Here is a 15863-nt window from a genome sequence, read left to right on the forward strand (position 1 = left end):
TCCGAGGGTCGTGGAGTCCGGCGTGGCCGGAGAACGGGGGAGGCGCGGGTGCGGGTCGGGGACGTCCTGGACGGTCGGTACGAGCTCCAGGAGAAGCTGGGGCAGGGCGGCTTCGGGGTGGTGTGGCGGGCCGAGGACACCCGGATGCACCGGCCGGTGGCCGTCAAGCTCATCCGGCACGACGACGGCGACCAGGCCAAGGCGGCGCTGCGCTTCGCCCGGGAGGCGTCCGCGGCGGGCAACCTGTCGCACCCGCACATCGTCACCGTGTACGACCTCGGCCACGGCGAGGCCGAGGGCGAGGACGTCACCTTCCTGGTGATGGAGCTGCTCGCCGGCCGCACCCTGACCGCGGTGCTGCGCGAGGGCGTGCCCGCGCCGGCGCTCAGCCTGCGCTGGGCGCGGGAGATCGGCGAGGCGCTGGCCGCGGCGCACGACGCGGGCGTGGTGCACCGCGACATCAAGCCGGACAACGTCATGATCGCCGGGGACGGGCACCTGAAGGTGCTGGACTTCGGCATCGCCCAGCTGGACACCGGCGCGGGCGGGCTGACCACGGTCGGCACGGTCATCGGCAGTCCGCCGTACATGGCGCCCGAGCGGTGGACCGGAGGCCGGGTGGACGGCCGGGCCGACCTGTACGCGCTCGGCTGCCTGCTGGTCGAACTCCTCACCGGGGCGCGGCCGTTCAACGGCGACTCGACCCCGGTGCTGATGTACCAGCACCTCAACGAGCCGCCCCCGGCCCTGGACCCGGCCCGGTACGGGCTGCCGGAGCACCTGCCCGCCCTGGTCGCCGAACTGCTCGCGAAGGACCCGGCCGAGCGGCCGGCCGACGCCCGGGCGGTCACCGGGCGGCTCGCCGACCTGGCGGAGGGGCGGCCGGTGCCCCGGCCGCTGCGCTCCACCACCCGGGCCCGCACCGCGCCGCTCGCGCCCGCCCGGCGGCGCGGCCAGGCCGGCTACGTGCGGGAGCCGAAGCTGCGGCCGGTGGGGCGGGCCCCGCTGGTGCTGGACGAGCCGGCGCGGCCCGACCGCGCGGACCGGGCCGGCCTGCCGCAGGGGCCCGTCGAGGACCGGGCGGTCCTCCGGGCCCGGCTGCTGGAGGCCGGCCCGGCCGTGCCGGCCGAGGACCCGGCCGAGGTGGCGCGCCGGCTCGGGGCGGCGATCGACGGCGGCCTGCCGGTGCTCGGCCCGGCCGACCCGGACGTGGTCGCCGCCCGGCGGGAGCTCGCCGCGCAGCTCGGCCGGGCCGGCCGGGCGGCGGAGGCCGTCCGGGAACTGCGGGAGCTGGCGGACGACCTGCGCTCGGCGTTCGGGCCGACCGACTCCCGCACGCTGGAGGCGCGCTACGAGGTGACCCGGCTCGTCCGGGAGGGCGGCGAGCCGGTCACCGCGATCCGGCTGCTGACCGAGCTGCTGCCCGTGCTGAGGCTGGCCTGGGGGCCGCACGGCCCGCTCGTCCTGCAGGCCTGGCACGACCTCGCGGCGTGCCTGGCCCGGCGCGGCGACTTCCACGGCGCCGTGCTCCAGCTGACCGAACTGCTGCCGCAGCTCGTCACGGCCTTCGGCGAGCAGGACGAACGCACCGCGCGGGCCCGCGCCGACCTGGCGGACTGCCGGCAGCGGACCCGGGCGCACCGGAGCGCGAACGAGGTCGTCCGTGGCTGGCGGATGCGGCTCGACCGGGTCGAGGCGGAGCGGCTGGTCCGGCAGGTCCGCGCCGGCGGGGAGCCCGGCCGGGCGGCGGCCCGCGCGCTGCGGCGCGGGACGGGCGTCAAGGGTGTCGTGGACCGGGTGGTGGCGGCGCCGGGCTTCGTTTCGGACGCGGACCTGGTGGAGGAGGTCTTCGGGCCGCAGGAGCCGTAGGACACGCTCCGGTCATGCCGCCAGCACCTCCGCGGGGAGCGCGGCCAGGGACCGCAGCAGGGCCCGGGCGGCGGCGTCGTTCTGGCGGAAGGCCGGGGCGTCGGTGCGCGGGCGGGCGAAGGCGGCCGCCGTGCGCAGGCTGGTGTGCGGGCCGAGCGCGGTGCGCCGCGGGTGCGGGGCGCCGCCCAGGGCCGGGTCGAGCAGCCGGCCGTCGGCGGGGGAGATGCCGACCAGACCGGAGCGGTGGGTGTGCTCCCGGTCGGCCAGCAGCTCCTCCACCAGCCGCCCGGCGCGGTGCAGTTCGCGCAGCACCGGGTCGAGGGTGCGGTGCAGCGCGTGCTGGGGCAGGTACCCCTCGATCAGCGCGGTGGCGGTGACGGTGTGGCCGGGCACGGTGGCGCCGCGGGCCCGCCAGCTGCCGGTGGCCTCGTCCCGGTCGACCCGGACGCCCGCGCCGAGGAAGCGCACCACCCCGGCCTCGGAGAGCGCGAGCAGCTGGCGCAGCCGGAAGCCGGGCGGGCCGGAGGCGAGGGAGTTGAAGTAGCCGGAGAACCAGCCGTCCACCTCCTCGGCGACCGAGCGGGCGGTGAGCCGGCCGCTCGCGACCACCCGGGGGAGCTGGCCGAACAGCGAGAGCAGGGCGAGGAAGGCGCCGAGGTCGGCGCTGTGCGCGGGGTCGGCGCGGCGATCGGCGTCGGCGGCGACGTACGCCCGCAGGTGGGCCTGCAGTTCCTCGGTGGAGCCGAGGGCGAGGCCGGCCAGCGGCTGGTCGAGCCGTTCGAAGTCGATCCGGTCGGCCGGGTCGGGCACGGCCTCGGCGACCAGGGCGGCGCGCTCGGGGGAGTACCAGGCGCAGCGGTCGTACCGGGCCAGGAACGCGGGCCAGGGCAGGGCGGTGCGCTCGGGGTGGGCGTGGAACAGCTCGTGGTAGTGCCCGAAGGCGACCTCCTTGGCCATCAACGGCCAGAGGTCGCGCCGCAGTCGGAGCGGTCCGGGGGCGGCGAGCGCCGCGTCGACGGCGGCCGCGTCGAAGTACCGGGGGAGCGGCGCCGGCGGGCCCTGCAGCCGGTAGCCGGTCTTGGCGTGGTAGGGCACGCCGCGCCGCGAGCCGAGGTGCAGCACCGGTTCGCGGCCGGACGGGCGGTAGCGCAGGGCGGGCCCGTCGCCGGTCGGCTCGAAGCGGCCGCCGCGGCCCTCGGTGAGCAGCGCGACCAGGTCGACGGCGGCCAGGCCCAGGCCGCGCAGCACCACCTGCTCGCCGGGGGCGATCGCCGCCAACTCGCCCGCCACGTCGGCGGAGTAGGCGGGCGGCAGGTGGAAGCGGCCGTGCCGGGCGGCGAACTCGGCGTCGGCGGCGTGGCGCGGGTGCGGGGCGGAGTCGAGGTGGCCGAGGGTGAGCGCGACATGGTCAGCGGTGAGCGTCCGGTCGGTGAGGTGGACGGTCTGCGGGCCGTCCGCCGGGCCGTCGATCCGGCGGGCGGTGTCGCGGTGGACGGTGACCGTGACGTGCGGCGGCAGGTCGGCGACGGCGCGGCGGAACACCCAGTCCAGGTAGGCGCTCTGGGCCCGCCGGGTGGGGAAGTCGGTGGGCGCGAGGGCGCGCAGCTCGGCCCGGACGGCCGGGTCGTCGACCTCCCGGTACGGCGCGAACTCCTCGGGCCGGCGGGCCCATTCGGCGAGCGAGGGGCCGGGGCGGACCGGGCCGTCCAGGGTGGAGCGTTCGTCGGTGAACATCGTGACGTCCTCGGCCATCGAGTTCATCCGCAGCAGCGCGGACTGCTCCCGGCGCCACACCCGGCCCGCGCCGGGCGGGTACGGGTCGACCAGGTGGATCGCCAACGGCCGGTCGGCGGGCAGGAGTTCGGCGGCGTTGGCGGCGATCCGCTCCAGCAGTCCGGTGCCGCGCGGGCCGGCACCGACGATCACCAGCGCCGTCATGACCGCGCCGCCCGGTGGACGGCGGCGCGGGCGGCGGCGCGCACGGCCGCGCGGGCGCGTTGCGGCGGGGTGGGCGGCAGGCCGTCCCGGGTCGCGCCCCTGGCGAAGTGCCGCTCCACGTAGTACTGGCCGATGGACAGCACGGTGGTGACCACCAGGTACCAGAGGGTGGCGACCACCAGCATCGGGATCACCTGGTACGACTGCAGGTAGACCAGCTGCACCGAGTAGAGCAGATCGGAGACGGCCAGCACGCTGACGATGCTGGTGCCCTTGAGCGCGCCGATCAGCATGTTCCCGGCGCTCGGCACGATCGCCCGCATCGCCTGCGGCACCACGATCCGGCGCAGCACCCGCCACCGGCCGAGCCCGAGCGCGGCGGCGGCCTCCAGCTGGCCGCGGTCGACGGACAGGATGCCGCCGCGGATCACCTCGGCGGCGTACGCGGACTCCAGCAGGGTGAGGCCGATGACGGCGGTCAGGGTGGGGCCGATCAGGTTGACCGTCTTCACGGTGACGAACTCGGGCCCGAACGGGATGCCGAGGCCCAGCGTCGGGTAGAGCGCGCCGATGTTGAAGAAGAACAGCAGCTGCACCAGCGGCGGGGTGGAGCGGAAGACCCAGATGTAGCCCCAGCTCAGCGTGCGCAGGACCGGGTTGGCGGACAGCCGCATGGTGGCGAGCACGGTGCCGAGGAGGAAGCCGAGGGTGAGCGTCAGGGCGGTCAGCCACAGGGTCAGGGCGAGGCCGTTCAGCACCGAGCGGGCGGTGAACCAGTCGGCGACCACGCCCCACTGGAAGGCGTCGTTGCGGACCACCGAGGCGGCGGCCATCGCGGCCAGCGACAGCGCGACGGCCGCGGCGGCCCACTGGCCGGGCTTGCGGCGGGGGACGATCCGGGGCTCGGCCGGGGCGGGTGGGGGCTTGCGGACGGAGGGTGCGGGCAGGACGGCCGGCGGCGTGGCCATGGCGGAGGCTCCTGGCGGGAGTGGAGGCGGGCAAGGGGTGCGGGCGGGTGGGGTCGGAGGACGTACGGGTGGTCGTCACGTACGGGCCCCGCGCCGGCCGGCGTCCCTCAACGCGGCCGGTGCGCTTGCACACTGCGCTCCGCCGCCGATCGTACGCGGGTGCGATCGGCGGCTGTCAAGGGCGGCGACCGGGCCGCCCGGCGGGGCCGGAAAGGCGACAAGAGATCGCAACAGTGCGGCAACGATGGATGGTTGACGTACCACTCGGCCGACTGCTCAACTTGAGCCCATGAACGCCCAGCAGCCCCTGGTCACCCGCGACCACATCGACTTCGGTCGGGTGTGGTCGGCGGCCTGTCGCGGCTGAACCGGCGACGGGCCGCCCGCCCGGCCCGCTCTCCCCGGGGTGCCTCCCTCGGCCCGCCCCGCCCCTGCTGACGTGACGTCGGATCCCCTTGTCCGTCGACGGCTTCGCGCTGCGCTCCGGCAGTTCCGCCGCCCCCGTCGCGTCCCCTCACCCGGGTAGCTCCGCGCCCGCCTCCCGCCCTCCGCCTCCCGCCCTCCGCGTCCCGCCACGCCTCCGCGCCCCCACGCCCCCGTGCTCCCCGGCCGCCCGTGCCGCGAGCGCCTCCGGCCTGCCCGCAGGCCCGCCCCGCAGGCCTGCCCCGAAAGGTTCCGCCATGCCCGTCGAAGTCCTCGGCCGCGCCGCCACCGGCGACGGCCCGCAGGCCGCTCCCCGCGGCCCGGAGTTCCGCCGGGTCGCCCTGGACGACCCGCTGGTCGAGCCGCTGCTGCGCGAACTCGCCGAGGAGTACGTCCGCCGGTACGGGCCCGACGCGCGGCAGGAGCTGACCCGCTACCCCGCGGAGGCCTTCGCCGAACCGCACGGCGGGGTGCTGCTGCTCCTGCTGGAGGACGGCGAACCGGTGGCCGGCGGCGCGTACAAGCGCTACGACGCCCGCACCGCCGAGGTGAAACGGATGTGGACGCACTCCGCCCACCGGCGCCGCGGCCTCGCCCGCCGGGTGCTGGCCGAGCTGGAGCGCACGGCGGCGGCCGCCGGCTACACCCGGATCCACCTGACGACCGGGCCGCGCCAGCCCGAGGCCAGGGGCCTCTACCTGGCGGCCGGCTACACGCCGCTGTTCGACCTCGCCGCCGACCCGCTGACCATCGGGCCGCTGCCCTTCGAGAAGCCGCTGCCCGCCGCGCCGGCCGGGCCCGGGCAGGCGCCGCCCGCACCACCCGCACCGCCCGGAACCCACTGAAAGGCCCCCCGTGAGAACCACCACCGCCCGCCGCCGCACCTTCGTGGCCGCCGCCGCCCTGCTGCCGGTCCTGGCGCTGGCCGGCTGCGGCTCCGACCCGAAGATCGCCGGCACGGCCGGCGCGAGCGGGGCCGCCGACCCCGCCGCGCAGGACGTCGTCTCCGGGGTCGCGAAGTCGGAGGCCGCGGCCGCGCTGCTGCCCGAGGACGTCCGCGCCGCCGGCACGATCCGCTTCGGCTCCTCCTTCGGGGTGCCGCCCACCGCCTTCTATCCCGACCCGGCCACCAGGAAGCCCGCCGGGATCGACGTGGACTTCACCGATGCCGTGGCCAGGGTGCTCGGCCTGACCGTGCAGCGCGAGGACGCCGCCTTCGAGACCATCCTGCCCGCCCTGGACAGCGGCAAGTTCGACGTCGGCACCGGCAACTTCGGGGTCACCACCGCCCGGCTGAGGACCATCGACTTCGTCACCTACATCGACGACGGCCAGGGCTTCGCGGTGAAGAAGGACGACACCGCGCTCCAACCCGTCACCGACCTGGTGCAGCTGTGCGGCCTGACCATCGGCACCGGCGCCGGCACCACCTTCGAGACCACCCTCAACAGCCACCGGAACGTCTGCACCGACGCCGGGAAGAAGCCGTACGAGGTCAAGGCGTTCAGCGAGTCCGGCGCCCTGCTGACCGGCCTCCGGCAGGGGCGGATCGACGTCGAGATGTCGACCATCAACGGCCTGCGCCACCAGGCCGCGCAGGAGGCGTCCGGGACCAGGTTCCTCGGCGAGTTCCACCGGCTGGACGTCGGCTTCGCCTTCAAGAAGGGCTCGAAGCTCACCCCGGCCTTCCAGGCGGCCGTCAACCAGCTGATCAAGGACGGGACGTACCAGCGGATCCTCGCGAAGTGGGGGGTCGCCGACTCGGCGATCAAGGAGTCGCAGATCAGCCCGCCCGAGCACCCGTGACCGCCGCGGCGCCCGTGACGCCCGAGCACCCGTCGAAGGAGACCTCCCGATGACCGTCACCACCGAAGCCACCGCACCCCCGACCCGTCCCAGACCTGACGGCCCCGGCCCCGCCCCCGTCCCCGCCCCCGGCCCCGCCCCCGCCCTTGACCCCGCCCTCGACCTCGCCGAGCTGGACGGCCTGCGGACCGTCCCCGCCCGCCACCCGTGGCGCTGGGCGGCCGGGATCACCGCCCTCGTCCTGCTGCTCCAGTTCGCCCACGGCCTCGCCACCAACCCCGCATGGGACTGGCCCACCTTCCGGGCCTACTTCACCGCCGACGTGATCCTCCAGGCGGTCGGCCGCACCCTCGAACTCACCGCCTACGGCACCCTCCTGGGCTTCCTGCTGGGCGCCGCCGTGGCCGCGATGCGGCTGTCCCGCAGCGCGATCCTGCGGACCATCGCCTGGGCGTACGTGTGGGTGTTCCGCTCGATCCCGCTGATCGTCCAGCTGGTGTTCTGGTTCAACCTCTCCTACCTCTACCGGCGGTTCGGCGTCGGCATCCCGTTCGGGCCGACCTTCGGGGAGGTCGAGACGGTCGGCGTGCTGAGCGCGCTCGGCGCGGCCGTGCTCGGGCTCGGCCTGCACCAGGCCGCGTTCGCCGCCGAGATCATCCGTGGCGGCATCCTCGCGGTGGACGCCGGCCAGCGGGAGGCCGCCGCCGCGCTGGGCATCCCGCGCCGGCGGCAGGCCTGGCGGATCGTGCTGCCGCAGGCCATGCGCGGCATCCTGCCGGCCGCCGCCAACGAGGTGGTCTCGCTGCTCAAGGGCACCTCGGTGGTCTACGTGATGGCGATCGGCGAGCTGTTCTACCAGGCGCAGGTGATCTACGGCCGGACGGGGCGGGTGGTGCCGCTGCTGATGGTCGCCACCGTCTGGTACGTGCTGCTGACCACGCTGCTGTCGGTCGTCCAGTACTACGTCGAGCGCCACTTCGCCCGCGGCGCCGAGCGCACCCCGCCGCCCTCCCCGTGGCAGCGGCTGCGGGCGGCCGTACCGAAGACCCCGCGCACCCGCACCTCCGGAGGACAGCCGTGACCGCGACGACCGCCACGACCGACACGACCGCCACGACCACCCCGTCCGGCGGGGCCGCCCCGATGGTCCGGGTGCGCGGCCTGCACAAGAGCTACGGCCCGCTGGAGGTGCTGCGCGGCGTCGACCTGGACGTCCCGGCCGGCTCGGTGACGGTGGTGCTCGGCCCGTCCGGCTCCGGCAAGTCCACGCTGCTTCGGACGATCAACCACCTGGAGAAGCTCGACCGCGGCCACGTCGCGATCGACGGCGAGCTGATCGGCTACCGGCGCTCCGGCGACAAGCTGTACGAGCTCAAGGAGCGCGAGGTGCTGCGCCAGCGCACCGGCATCGGCTTCGTGTTCCAGAACTTCAACCTGTTCCCGCACCTGACCGTGCTGGAGAACCTGGTCGAGGCGCCGGTGGCCGCGCTGCGCCGGCCGAAGGCCGAGGCCAGGGCGGCGGCGCTGGCGCTGCTGGAGCGGGTCGGGCTGGCCGACAAGGCCGCCGCCTACCCCCGCCAGCTGTCCGGCGGGCAGCAGCAGCGGGTGGCGATCGCCCGGGCGCTGGCCCTGGAGCCGAAGGTGCTGCTGTTCGACGAGCCGACCTCGGCGCTCGACCCCGAGCTGGTCGGCGAGGTCCTGGACGTGCTCAAGGACCTGGCCCGCAGCGGCACCACGATGATCGTGGTCACCCACGAGATCGGCTTCGCCCGCGAGGTCGCCGACACCGTGGTGTTCATGGACGGCGGCGTGGTCGTCGAGCAGGGCCCGCCGGCCGAGGTGCTGGACCGGCCGCGACACGAGCGCACCCGGGCCTTCCTGGCCAAGGTCCTCTGACCACCCCCACCCCCCCGCACCCCCCGTCACCCCCCCCCCGCACCTCACCGAGCAGGAGTTCCGAGCCATGTCCCTATCCCGTCGCGCCCTCGTGACCGCCGCCGGCGCCGTCGCCGCCGCCCTCGTCCTGGCCGGCTGCGGCAGCGGTGCCACGGGCGCCGCGGCGGACCTCGCCCCGGCCCGCGGCAGCACCGCGCCGAACGGGACCGTGGTGAACCTGACGCCGAACCAGGACCGGGTGACCACCCCGAAGGTCGACGCGATCGCGGCGCTGGTGCCGGAGGAGATCCGCCGCAGGGGCACGCTGACCGTCGTCGACTCGATCGGCACCACCCCGCCGCTGGACTTCTTCGCGAACGACGACAAGACCGTCATCGGCGTGGAGCCGGACATCGCCTCGCTGGTCGCCGACGTGCTCGGCCTCAAGGTCGAGTTCGACTCGGTGTCCTGGGAGAACATCTTCGTCGGTCTGGACAGCGGCAAGTACGACGTCGGCCTGTCCAACATCACCGTCACCGAGGCGCGCAAGGAGAAGTACGACTTCGCCACCTACCGGCTGGACGTCCTCGGCTTCGAGGCGAAGAAGGGCAGCGGCCTCAAGGTCACCGGCGCCGCCGACCTGGCCGGGCGGACGGTCGGCGTCTCCTCCGGCACCAACCAGGAGAAGCTGCTGCTCGCCTGGAGCGAGGAGAACACCAAGGCCGGGCGCAAGCCCATCGACATCAAGTACTTCCAGGGCACCGAGTTCTACCTGGCGCTCTCCTCCGGCCGGATCGAGGCCTACGTCGGCCCCAACCCCAGCCTCGCCTTCCACGCCGCGCAGACCGGCGAGACCGAGGTCGTCGGCACCTACTCGGGCGGCGGCGCGGCCGTCCAGGGCAAGATCGCGGCCACCACGAAGAAGGACAACGGGCTGGTCCCGGCGCTGCAGCAGGCGCTGAACGAGGTGATCAGGAACGGCACGTACGCGCAGGTGCTCAGGCGCTGGGGGCTGGAGGGCGAGGCCGTCCCGACCTCCGAACTCAACCCGCAGGGCCTGCCCAAGCAACAACCCTGAACCGCCGCAGGCTCGTTCACCCGTTCGTCCCCGGCCGCCGCTATCGTGACCCCGCCCGGCGAACGCCGGGCGGAGACGGTCGGGTTGGGGGAGCGCAGATGCGGCAGGGGGACCTGCTCGGCGGCCGGTACCGGCTGGAGAACCCGCTGGGGCGGGGCAGCTACGGTGCGGTGTGGCAGGCGAGCGACGTGGTGCTCGACCGGCAGGTCGCGGTGAAGGTGCTGCTCGCCGAGCATGCCGCCGACCAGGAGGCGGTGGAACGGTTCGTCCGCGAGGCCCGGACGGCGAGCAGTCTCTCCAATCCGCACATCGCCGCCGTGCACGACTACGGGAGGGTCCCGGACGGCGCCGGGGAGACCCACTACCTGGTGATGGAGTTGGTCCGCGGCGAGGCGCTGTCCGCGATCCTCAAGCGGGAGCGCCCGGAGCACGGGCTCGCGCTCAAGTGGATGGGCCAGGTCTGCAAGGCACTGGACGCGGCGCACCTGGGCGGCGTCGTCCACCGGGACATCAAGCCCGGGAACGTGATGATCGACGGCGACCGCCGGGTCAAGGTGGTGGACTTCGGCATCGCCCGGCTGCTCAGCCAGACCGGTCCCCGGCTCACCTCCAGCGGCAGCGTCGTCGGCACGGTGCCCTATCTGGCACCCGAGTGCTGGGCGGACGGCGCGGTGGACGGCCGGGCCGACCTGTACGCCCTCGGCATCATGCTGTTCGAGGTCTGCGCCGGCCGGCTCCCGTTCCGCGCCGACACGCCCCTCGGCTACATGACCAAGCACGCGACCGAGGTCCCGCCCCGGCTGCGCAGCGTCGACCCGGCGCTGGCCGACCTGACCGCCCAGCTGCTCGCCAAGGACCCGGCCGACCGGCCCGCCACGGCCGCCGAGGTACGGGCCCGGCTGCGGACGGTCCGGCCGGGCATGCTCGGCGCCGGCGACCGGACCGCCGAGGAGCTGCGCCTCGACGCCGACCGGGCCTGGCGGTACGGCGAGGAGGGCGCGTTCGGGCGGGCCGTCGAGACCCTCACCGCGCTGCTGCCCGACCTGGCCCGGATCTGCGGCGCCGCCGACCCGCGCACCCTGCGCACCTGCCACGACCTGGCCCTCTGGCTGGCCCGGGACGGCCGGCCCGGCGCCGCCGTCGCCCTGCTGCAGGAGCTGCTGCCCGCCCTGGCCGCTCACCCGGCGGCCCGCGCCGACGCCGAGCGCGACCTCGCGCGCTGGCAGCGGGTGGTGGCCCGCGACGGCGCCGGCGCCCCCTGGGGACTACAGCTGTCCGGCCTGCTCGGCGGCGCCGCGCAGCGCGGCTGAGGCACCCGCGGCGATCGGGTCGCCGTGCCCGAACACGGCCGTCTCCACCGGGAGTCCGGCCAGCCGGCGGAAGGACTCCAGGGCCCGGGCCGGGTCGGTGTGGAACACCCCGGGCCTGGTCATCCCCTGCACGTTGGAGGCGATGTCGCCGGTGAACAGCACGCCGGGCCCGGGCAGGTGCAGCGCGATGCTGCCGTCGGTGTGCCCGGGCACGTGCACGACCACCGCGCCGCCGCCGATGTCCAGCACGTCGCCGTCCTGGACCTCGCGGTGCACCGGGCAGGGCTCGGCGGGCGGTATCGGCGGCAGCCCGTCCCACAGCTGCTGCTCGAACGGGCTGAGCACCGGCGGCGCGGGCGGCTGCTCGCGCCGGATCACCGGGGCGTCCAGCCGGTGCGCGACGACCTCGGCGGACCAGCGGCGGGCGAGTTCGGCGGCGGAGCCGGTGTGGTCCTCGTGGTGGTGGGTGAGCACGATCCGGCGCAGCGCGGCCGGGTCCAGCCCGATGCTGCGGACGGCCTGCTCGATCGGGCCCGCCGAGCCGGCGATGCCGGTGTCGACGAGGGTGAGCCCGTGCTCGTCCCGCCACAGGTAGGCGGCGCCGAATTCCAGCGTGATCATGTGCAGTTCTTCGCGTACCCGGGTGATCTCCATGACCGGATGATCACGCCTCAGGAGCCGGCGCGGGCGTCGATTCGCCCACGGCGAAGCCCGGGCCGGAGGGCTGTCAACCGTGCGGGCGGCCGATTCGCCCGCGCCCCGCAGGCGGCGAGTCGGGAGGATTTCGCCCATCGGGACGGTCTGGTCCGCCGCCCTGGACGGTTGGTATACCTCGTCACCGGACCCCGGAGCGGCGCCCCGCCGCCCCGGTGAGCCGCGACGAAAGGCTGGTGACGGATCGATGAAGCTCCTCCGCGTCGGACCGCAGGGCGCCGAGCGCCCGGTCCTGCTGGGCGAGGACGGTACCGCGTACGACCTGTCCGGACGGGCCCGCGACCTCGACGGGGCCTTCCTGTCCGGACTGGACGCCGCCGGGCTGGCGCGGGACGCCGCCGCCGGCCTGCTGCCGGTGGTGGACCTGGACGGCCTGCGGGTGGGCGCCCCGGTCGCCCGGCCGGGCAAGGTGGTCGGCATCGGGCTCAACTACCGCGACCACGCCGCCGAGGCCGGCGCCGCGATCCCGGCCGAGCCGATGGTCTTCCTCAAGCCGGCCAACACCGTGGTCGGCCCGTACGACGAGGTGCTGGTGCCGCGCGGCGGCGAGAAGACCGACTACGAGGCCGAGCTGGCCGTCGTGATCGGCCGCACCGCCCGCTACCTGGACTCGCACGCCGAGGCGGCCGGGGTGATCGCCGGCTACACGATCGCCAACGACGTCACCGAGCGGGCCTTCCAGTTCGAGCGCGGCGGCCAGTGGGACAAGGGCAAGTCGGCGGAGACCTTCACCCCGCTCGGGCCCTGGCTGGTCACCGCCGACGAGGTGGCCGACCCGCAGGCCCTGGCACTGCGGCTGTGGGTCAACGGCGAGCTGCGGCAGGACGGCAGCACCGCGCAGATGATCTTCCCGGTGCTGGAACTCGTCCGCTACGTCAGCCACTTCATGGTGCTCGACCCCGGCGACGTGGTCATCACCGGCACCCCGGCCGGGGTCACCCTGGGCCGTCCCGGCACGCCGTTCCTCGCCCCCGGTGACGTCGTCGAGATCGAGGTCGACGGCCTCGGCCGGCAGCGCCAGGTGCTCGGCAAGGCGTAGCCCGGGCCGTCCCGACCCTTGGCACGGGGGTCGGGAGACCCCGCGGCTACGAACCGCCCAGCGCCACGCGCAGCCGCCCGGCCCGCTCCGCCTGCGGGCCCTCCAGCGCCAGCACCGCCGCCAGCACCTCCGCCGTCTGCGGGTCGTGCAGCGCCGTCGCCGCCGCCATCGCGGTGAACTGGTCCACCAGCCAGTCGCGCAGCTCCTCCACAGGCAGCGCGCGCCCCTCGTCCAGCCAGCTCAGCGACGCGCCCTCGACCACCGCGATCCACGAGCGCACCAGCAGCGTCAGCCGCGGCCCGGCCTCCCGGACCCCCAGGTGGCGCAGGGTCCGCCGGAGCGCCACCCGCCGGACGTCGTCGACGATCGCCGAGGTGCGGGCCGTCTCCACGACCGAACCGCCGCGCAGCAGCGCCGAGTAGCCGGCGTCGTGCTCGGCCACGAAGGCGAAGTAGCCGTCCAGGACGGTCGCCAGCTGTTCGGACGGCGTGCCCGTCGCCGACACGGTGAAGCGGCTGGTCAGCTCGTCCGCCGCGGTGCGCAGCGCGGCCTCGTACAGCTGCTGCTTGCCGCCCGCGAAGTAGCGGTAGACCAGCGGGCGGGACGCCCCGGCGGCCTCGGCGACGTCGTCCAGGCCGACCTCCTCCGGCGGGCGGGAGGCGAACAGCTCCAGCGCGACGGTGATCAGCTGTTCGCGGCGCTGCTGGACCGGCAGCCGCCGGTAGCCGGTGCGCCGCGGGCGCGGCTCGGGCGCGGGCGGGGCGGTGGTCGGGTCGTCTGCCGTGGTGGGGCGGGCTTCCATGGCCGTCAGCGTAATGGGCATCGGGCCGATCCGGTCCTGTCCTCGCACGGTCGTTTCCGCAGGGGGTGCGGGCGCGGTGGGGCAGACCCCGGTCGGACTCGGACCGGTCACCGCTCGTGATCGCCGGGGTCTTGCAATCGTCGGAGGCCACGCGATGATGTGCGAATGGCTGAAGAACTGATCACGTCCGGCGGCACCACTCCGCGCCGCATCGCCGACGACTACGTCCGCGAACTCGCCGAACTGGACCCGCTGATCGCGGTCTACCTCGGCGTCAACCCCGAGGACGACCGGCTGCCCGACCTCTCCCCGGCCGGCTCCGCGAAGCTGGCCGAGCTCGGCCGCCGCACCCTCGCCCGGCTGGACGAGGCCGAGCGGGACGGCGCCGTCGAGGACGAGGCCGAGCGCCGTTGCGCCCGGCTGCTGCGCGAGCGGCTGACCGCCGAACTCGCCGTCCACGACGCGGGCGAGGACTACCGCTCGCTGCGCAACCTCGGCTCCCCGGTGCACAACGTGCGGGAGTGCTTCACGCTGATGGCCACCGACACCGAGGCCGAGTGGCGGGTGGTCGCCGGCCGGCTGGCCCGGGTGCCGGTGGCGCTGGAGCAGTACCGGCAGACCCTGGCCGAGGGCATCGAGCGCGGCCTGCTCTCCGGCCCGCGCCAGGTCACCACGGTGGTCGGGCAGTTCGGCGACTGGCTGGACGGCGAGGTCCCCGGCGGCTGGTTCGGGACGTTCGTCGAGGACGCGCCGCAGGCCCTGCGGGCCGAGCTGGACGGCCACGCGGTGGCCGCCGCCGAGGCGCTGGCCGCGCTGCGCGACTGGCTGCGCGACGTGTACGGGCCGGCCGCCGCCGACACCCCGGACCCGGTCGGCCGGGAGCGCTACGGCCGCTTCGTCCGCTACTGGACCGGCGCCGACCTCGACCTGGACGAGGCCTACGCCTGGGCCTGGAGCGAGTTCCACGACCTGCGCGCGCAGATGGAGGCCGAGGCGGAGAAGGTCCGCCCGGGCGTCGGCCCGATGGCCGCGATGAAGTGGCTGGAGTCGGACGGCCCGGCCATCGAGGGCTCCGACGCCGCCCGCGAGTACCTGCAGGGCCTGATGGACCAGGCGATCCGCGACCTCCAGGGCACCCACTTCGACCTGGCCGAGCCGATCACCCGGGTCGAGTCCCGGATCGCCCCGCCCGGCAGCGCCGCCGCGCCGTACTACACCCAGCCGTCGCTGGACTTCAGCCGCCCCGGGCGGACCTGGCTGCCGGTGCTCGGCGAGGAGCGCTTCCCGGTCTGGGACCTCGTCTCGACCTGGTACCACGAGGGCGTCCCGGGCCACCACCTGCAGCTCGCGCAGTGGGTGTACGTCGCCGACCGGCTCTCCACGTACCAGGTGACCCTGGGCGGGGTCAGCGCCAACATGGAGGGCTGGGCGCTGTACGCCGAGCGCCTGATGGACGAGCTCGGCTACCTCACCGACCCGGGCCACCGCCTCGGCTACCTCAACGCGCAGATGATGCGCGCGCTGCGGGTGATCGTCGACATCGGCATGCACGCCGGCCTGGACTTCCCCGCGGACTCCCCGTACCGCCCGGGCGAGCCGGTCGCCCCGGACCACGCCCGCGAGTTCTTCGGCCTGTACTGCGGCCTGTCCTCGGACTTCCTGGACAGCGAGCTGGTCCGCTACCTGGGCCTGCCCGGCCAGGCGATCGGCTACAAGCTCGGCGAGCGCGCCTGGCTGCGCGGCCGGGCGGCGGCGCGGGCGGCGCACGAGGCGCGCGGCGCGGAGTTCGACCTCAAGGCCTGGCACATGGCGGCGCTGTCGCAGGGCTCGCTGGGGCTGGACGACCTGGTCGCGGAGCTGTCCGCGCTCTGACGCGGAAGAGCCGGCCGTGGGGCCGGGCCCGGGACCTCCGCCGGAAGTCCCAGGGCCTGGTCCTTTTGTCCGATAAAGGTCGATTTGGCAAGGTCTTTCCTTGCGATTCGTTCGGGACGGTAGTCGACTGGAAGGCGACTGCGTGACCTCTCCGCCCCCAACGGAAGGC

General features: G+C 75.2%; 13 protein-coding genes. 9 read left to right on the forward strand and 4 right to left on the reverse strand.

Annotated features, from left to right (window positions below; all coding sequences use genetic code 11):
• The first annotated feature begins 48 nt into the window (after positions 1 to 48).
• On the forward strand, positions 49 to 1869 hold the full coding sequence (locus tag ACPC54_RS17215; protein ID WP_498965641.1) for a serine/threonine-protein kinase: 1821 nt from the start codon (positions 49 to 51) through the stop codon (positions 1867 to 1869).
• 12 nt (positions 1870 to 1881) lie between these two features.
• Here ACPC54_RS17215 and ACPC54_RS17220 read toward each other — a convergent pair whose 3' ends face one another.
• Positions 1882 to 3807: an FAD/NAD(P)-binding protein gene (locus ACPC54_RS17220; protein WP_498965642.1), complete on the reverse strand. Its 1926-nt coding sequence runs from the start codon at positions 3805 to 3807 to the stop codon at positions 1882 to 1884.
• The gene (locus ACPC54_RS17225; RefSeq protein WP_498965643.1) at positions 3804 to 4775 is read right to left on the reverse strand and encodes an amino acid ABC transporter permease; all 972 of its coding nucleotides are present in this window, start codon (positions 4773 to 4775) and stop codon (positions 3804 to 3806) included. The genes ACPC54_RS17220 and ACPC54_RS17225 overlap by 4 nt, the downstream gene beginning before the upstream one ends.
• Positions 4776 to 5455: 680 nt before the next feature.
• Between ACPC54_RS17225 and ACPC54_RS17230 the strand changes: the two genes are divergently transcribed.
• From ACPC54_RS17230 to ACPC54_RS17255, 6 genes are all read left to right on the forward strand, one after another.
• Positions 5456 to 6043, forward strand: coding sequence for a GNAT family N-acetyltransferase (locus ACPC54_RS17230; protein ID WP_498965644.1), 588 nt, complete (start codon positions 5456 to 5458; stop codon positions 6041 to 6043).
• 10 nt (positions 6044 to 6053) lie between these two features.
• Complete coding sequence (locus tag ACPC54_RS17235) at positions 6054 to 7004, forward strand: ABC transporter substrate-binding protein (protein WP_498965645.1); 951 nt, start codon at positions 6054 to 6056, stop codon at positions 7002 to 7004.
• Positions 7005 to 7053: 49 nt separating this feature from the next.
• A complete protein-coding gene (locus ACPC54_RS17240; protein ID WP_498965646.1) occupies positions 7054 to 8085 on the forward strand; it encodes an amino acid ABC transporter permease in 1032 nt (343 codons plus the stop codon).
• Between the two features lie 62 nt (positions 8086 to 8147).
• Positions 8148 to 8900, forward strand: coding sequence for an amino acid ABC transporter ATP-binding protein (locus tag ACPC54_RS17245; RefSeq protein ID WP_498965845.1), 753 nt, complete (start codon positions 8148 to 8150; stop codon positions 8898 to 8900).
• 67 nt (positions 8901 to 8967) lie between these two features.
• A complete protein-coding gene (locus ACPC54_RS17250; RefSeq protein WP_498965647.1) occupies positions 8968 to 9957 on the forward strand; it encodes an ABC transporter substrate-binding protein in 990 nt (329 codons plus the stop codon).
• Between the two features lie 98 nt (positions 9958 to 10055).
• Positions 10056 to 11267 carry a serine/threonine-protein kinase gene (locus ACPC54_RS17255; protein ID WP_498965648.1) on the forward strand — a complete coding sequence of 404 codons (1212 nt, stop codon included), beginning with the start codon at positions 10056 to 10058 and terminating at the stop codon, positions 11265 to 11267.
• Here the strand turns inward: ACPC54_RS17255 and ACPC54_RS17260 are convergent.
• On the reverse strand, positions 11223 to 11921 hold the full coding sequence (locus ACPC54_RS17260) for an MBL fold metallo-hydrolase (protein WP_498965649.1): 699 nt from the start codon (positions 11919 to 11921) through the stop codon (positions 11223 to 11225). The genes ACPC54_RS17255 and ACPC54_RS17260 overlap by 45 nt on opposite strands.
• Before the next feature lie 247 nt (positions 11922 to 12168).
• On the opposite strand from ACPC54_RS17260, the gene ACPC54_RS17265 reads away from it, so the two are divergent.
• Positions 12169 to 13020, forward strand: a complete 852-nt coding sequence (locus ACPC54_RS17265) for a fumarylacetoacetate hydrolase family protein (RefSeq protein ID WP_498965650.1) — start codon at positions 12169 to 12171, stop codon at positions 13018 to 13020.
• Between the two features lie 46 nt (positions 13021 to 13066).
• On the opposite strand, the gene ACPC54_RS17270 is transcribed toward ACPC54_RS17265, so the two are convergent.
• Positions 13067 to 13822 carry a TetR/AcrR family transcriptional regulator gene (locus tag ACPC54_RS17270; protein ID WP_498965651.1) on the reverse strand — a complete coding sequence of 252 codons (756 nt, stop codon included), beginning with the start codon at positions 13820 to 13822 and terminating at the stop codon, positions 13067 to 13069.
• A 165-nt stretch (positions 13823 to 13987) separates the two neighbouring features.
• On the opposite strand from ACPC54_RS17270, the gene ACPC54_RS17275 reads away from it, so the two are divergent.
• Positions 13988 to 15694, forward strand: coding sequence for a DUF885 domain-containing protein (locus tag ACPC54_RS17275; RefSeq protein WP_498965652.1), 1707 nt, complete (start codon positions 13988 to 13990; stop codon positions 15692 to 15694).
• The last annotated feature ends 169 nt before the right edge of the window (positions 15695 to 15863 follow it).

The sequence above is a fragment of the Kitasatospora sp. NPDC094028 genome (assembly GCF_049543595.1).
In the GTDB taxonomy this organism is placed as follows: domain Bacteria; phylum Actinomycetota; class Actinomycetes; order Streptomycetales; family Streptomycetaceae; genus Kitasatospora.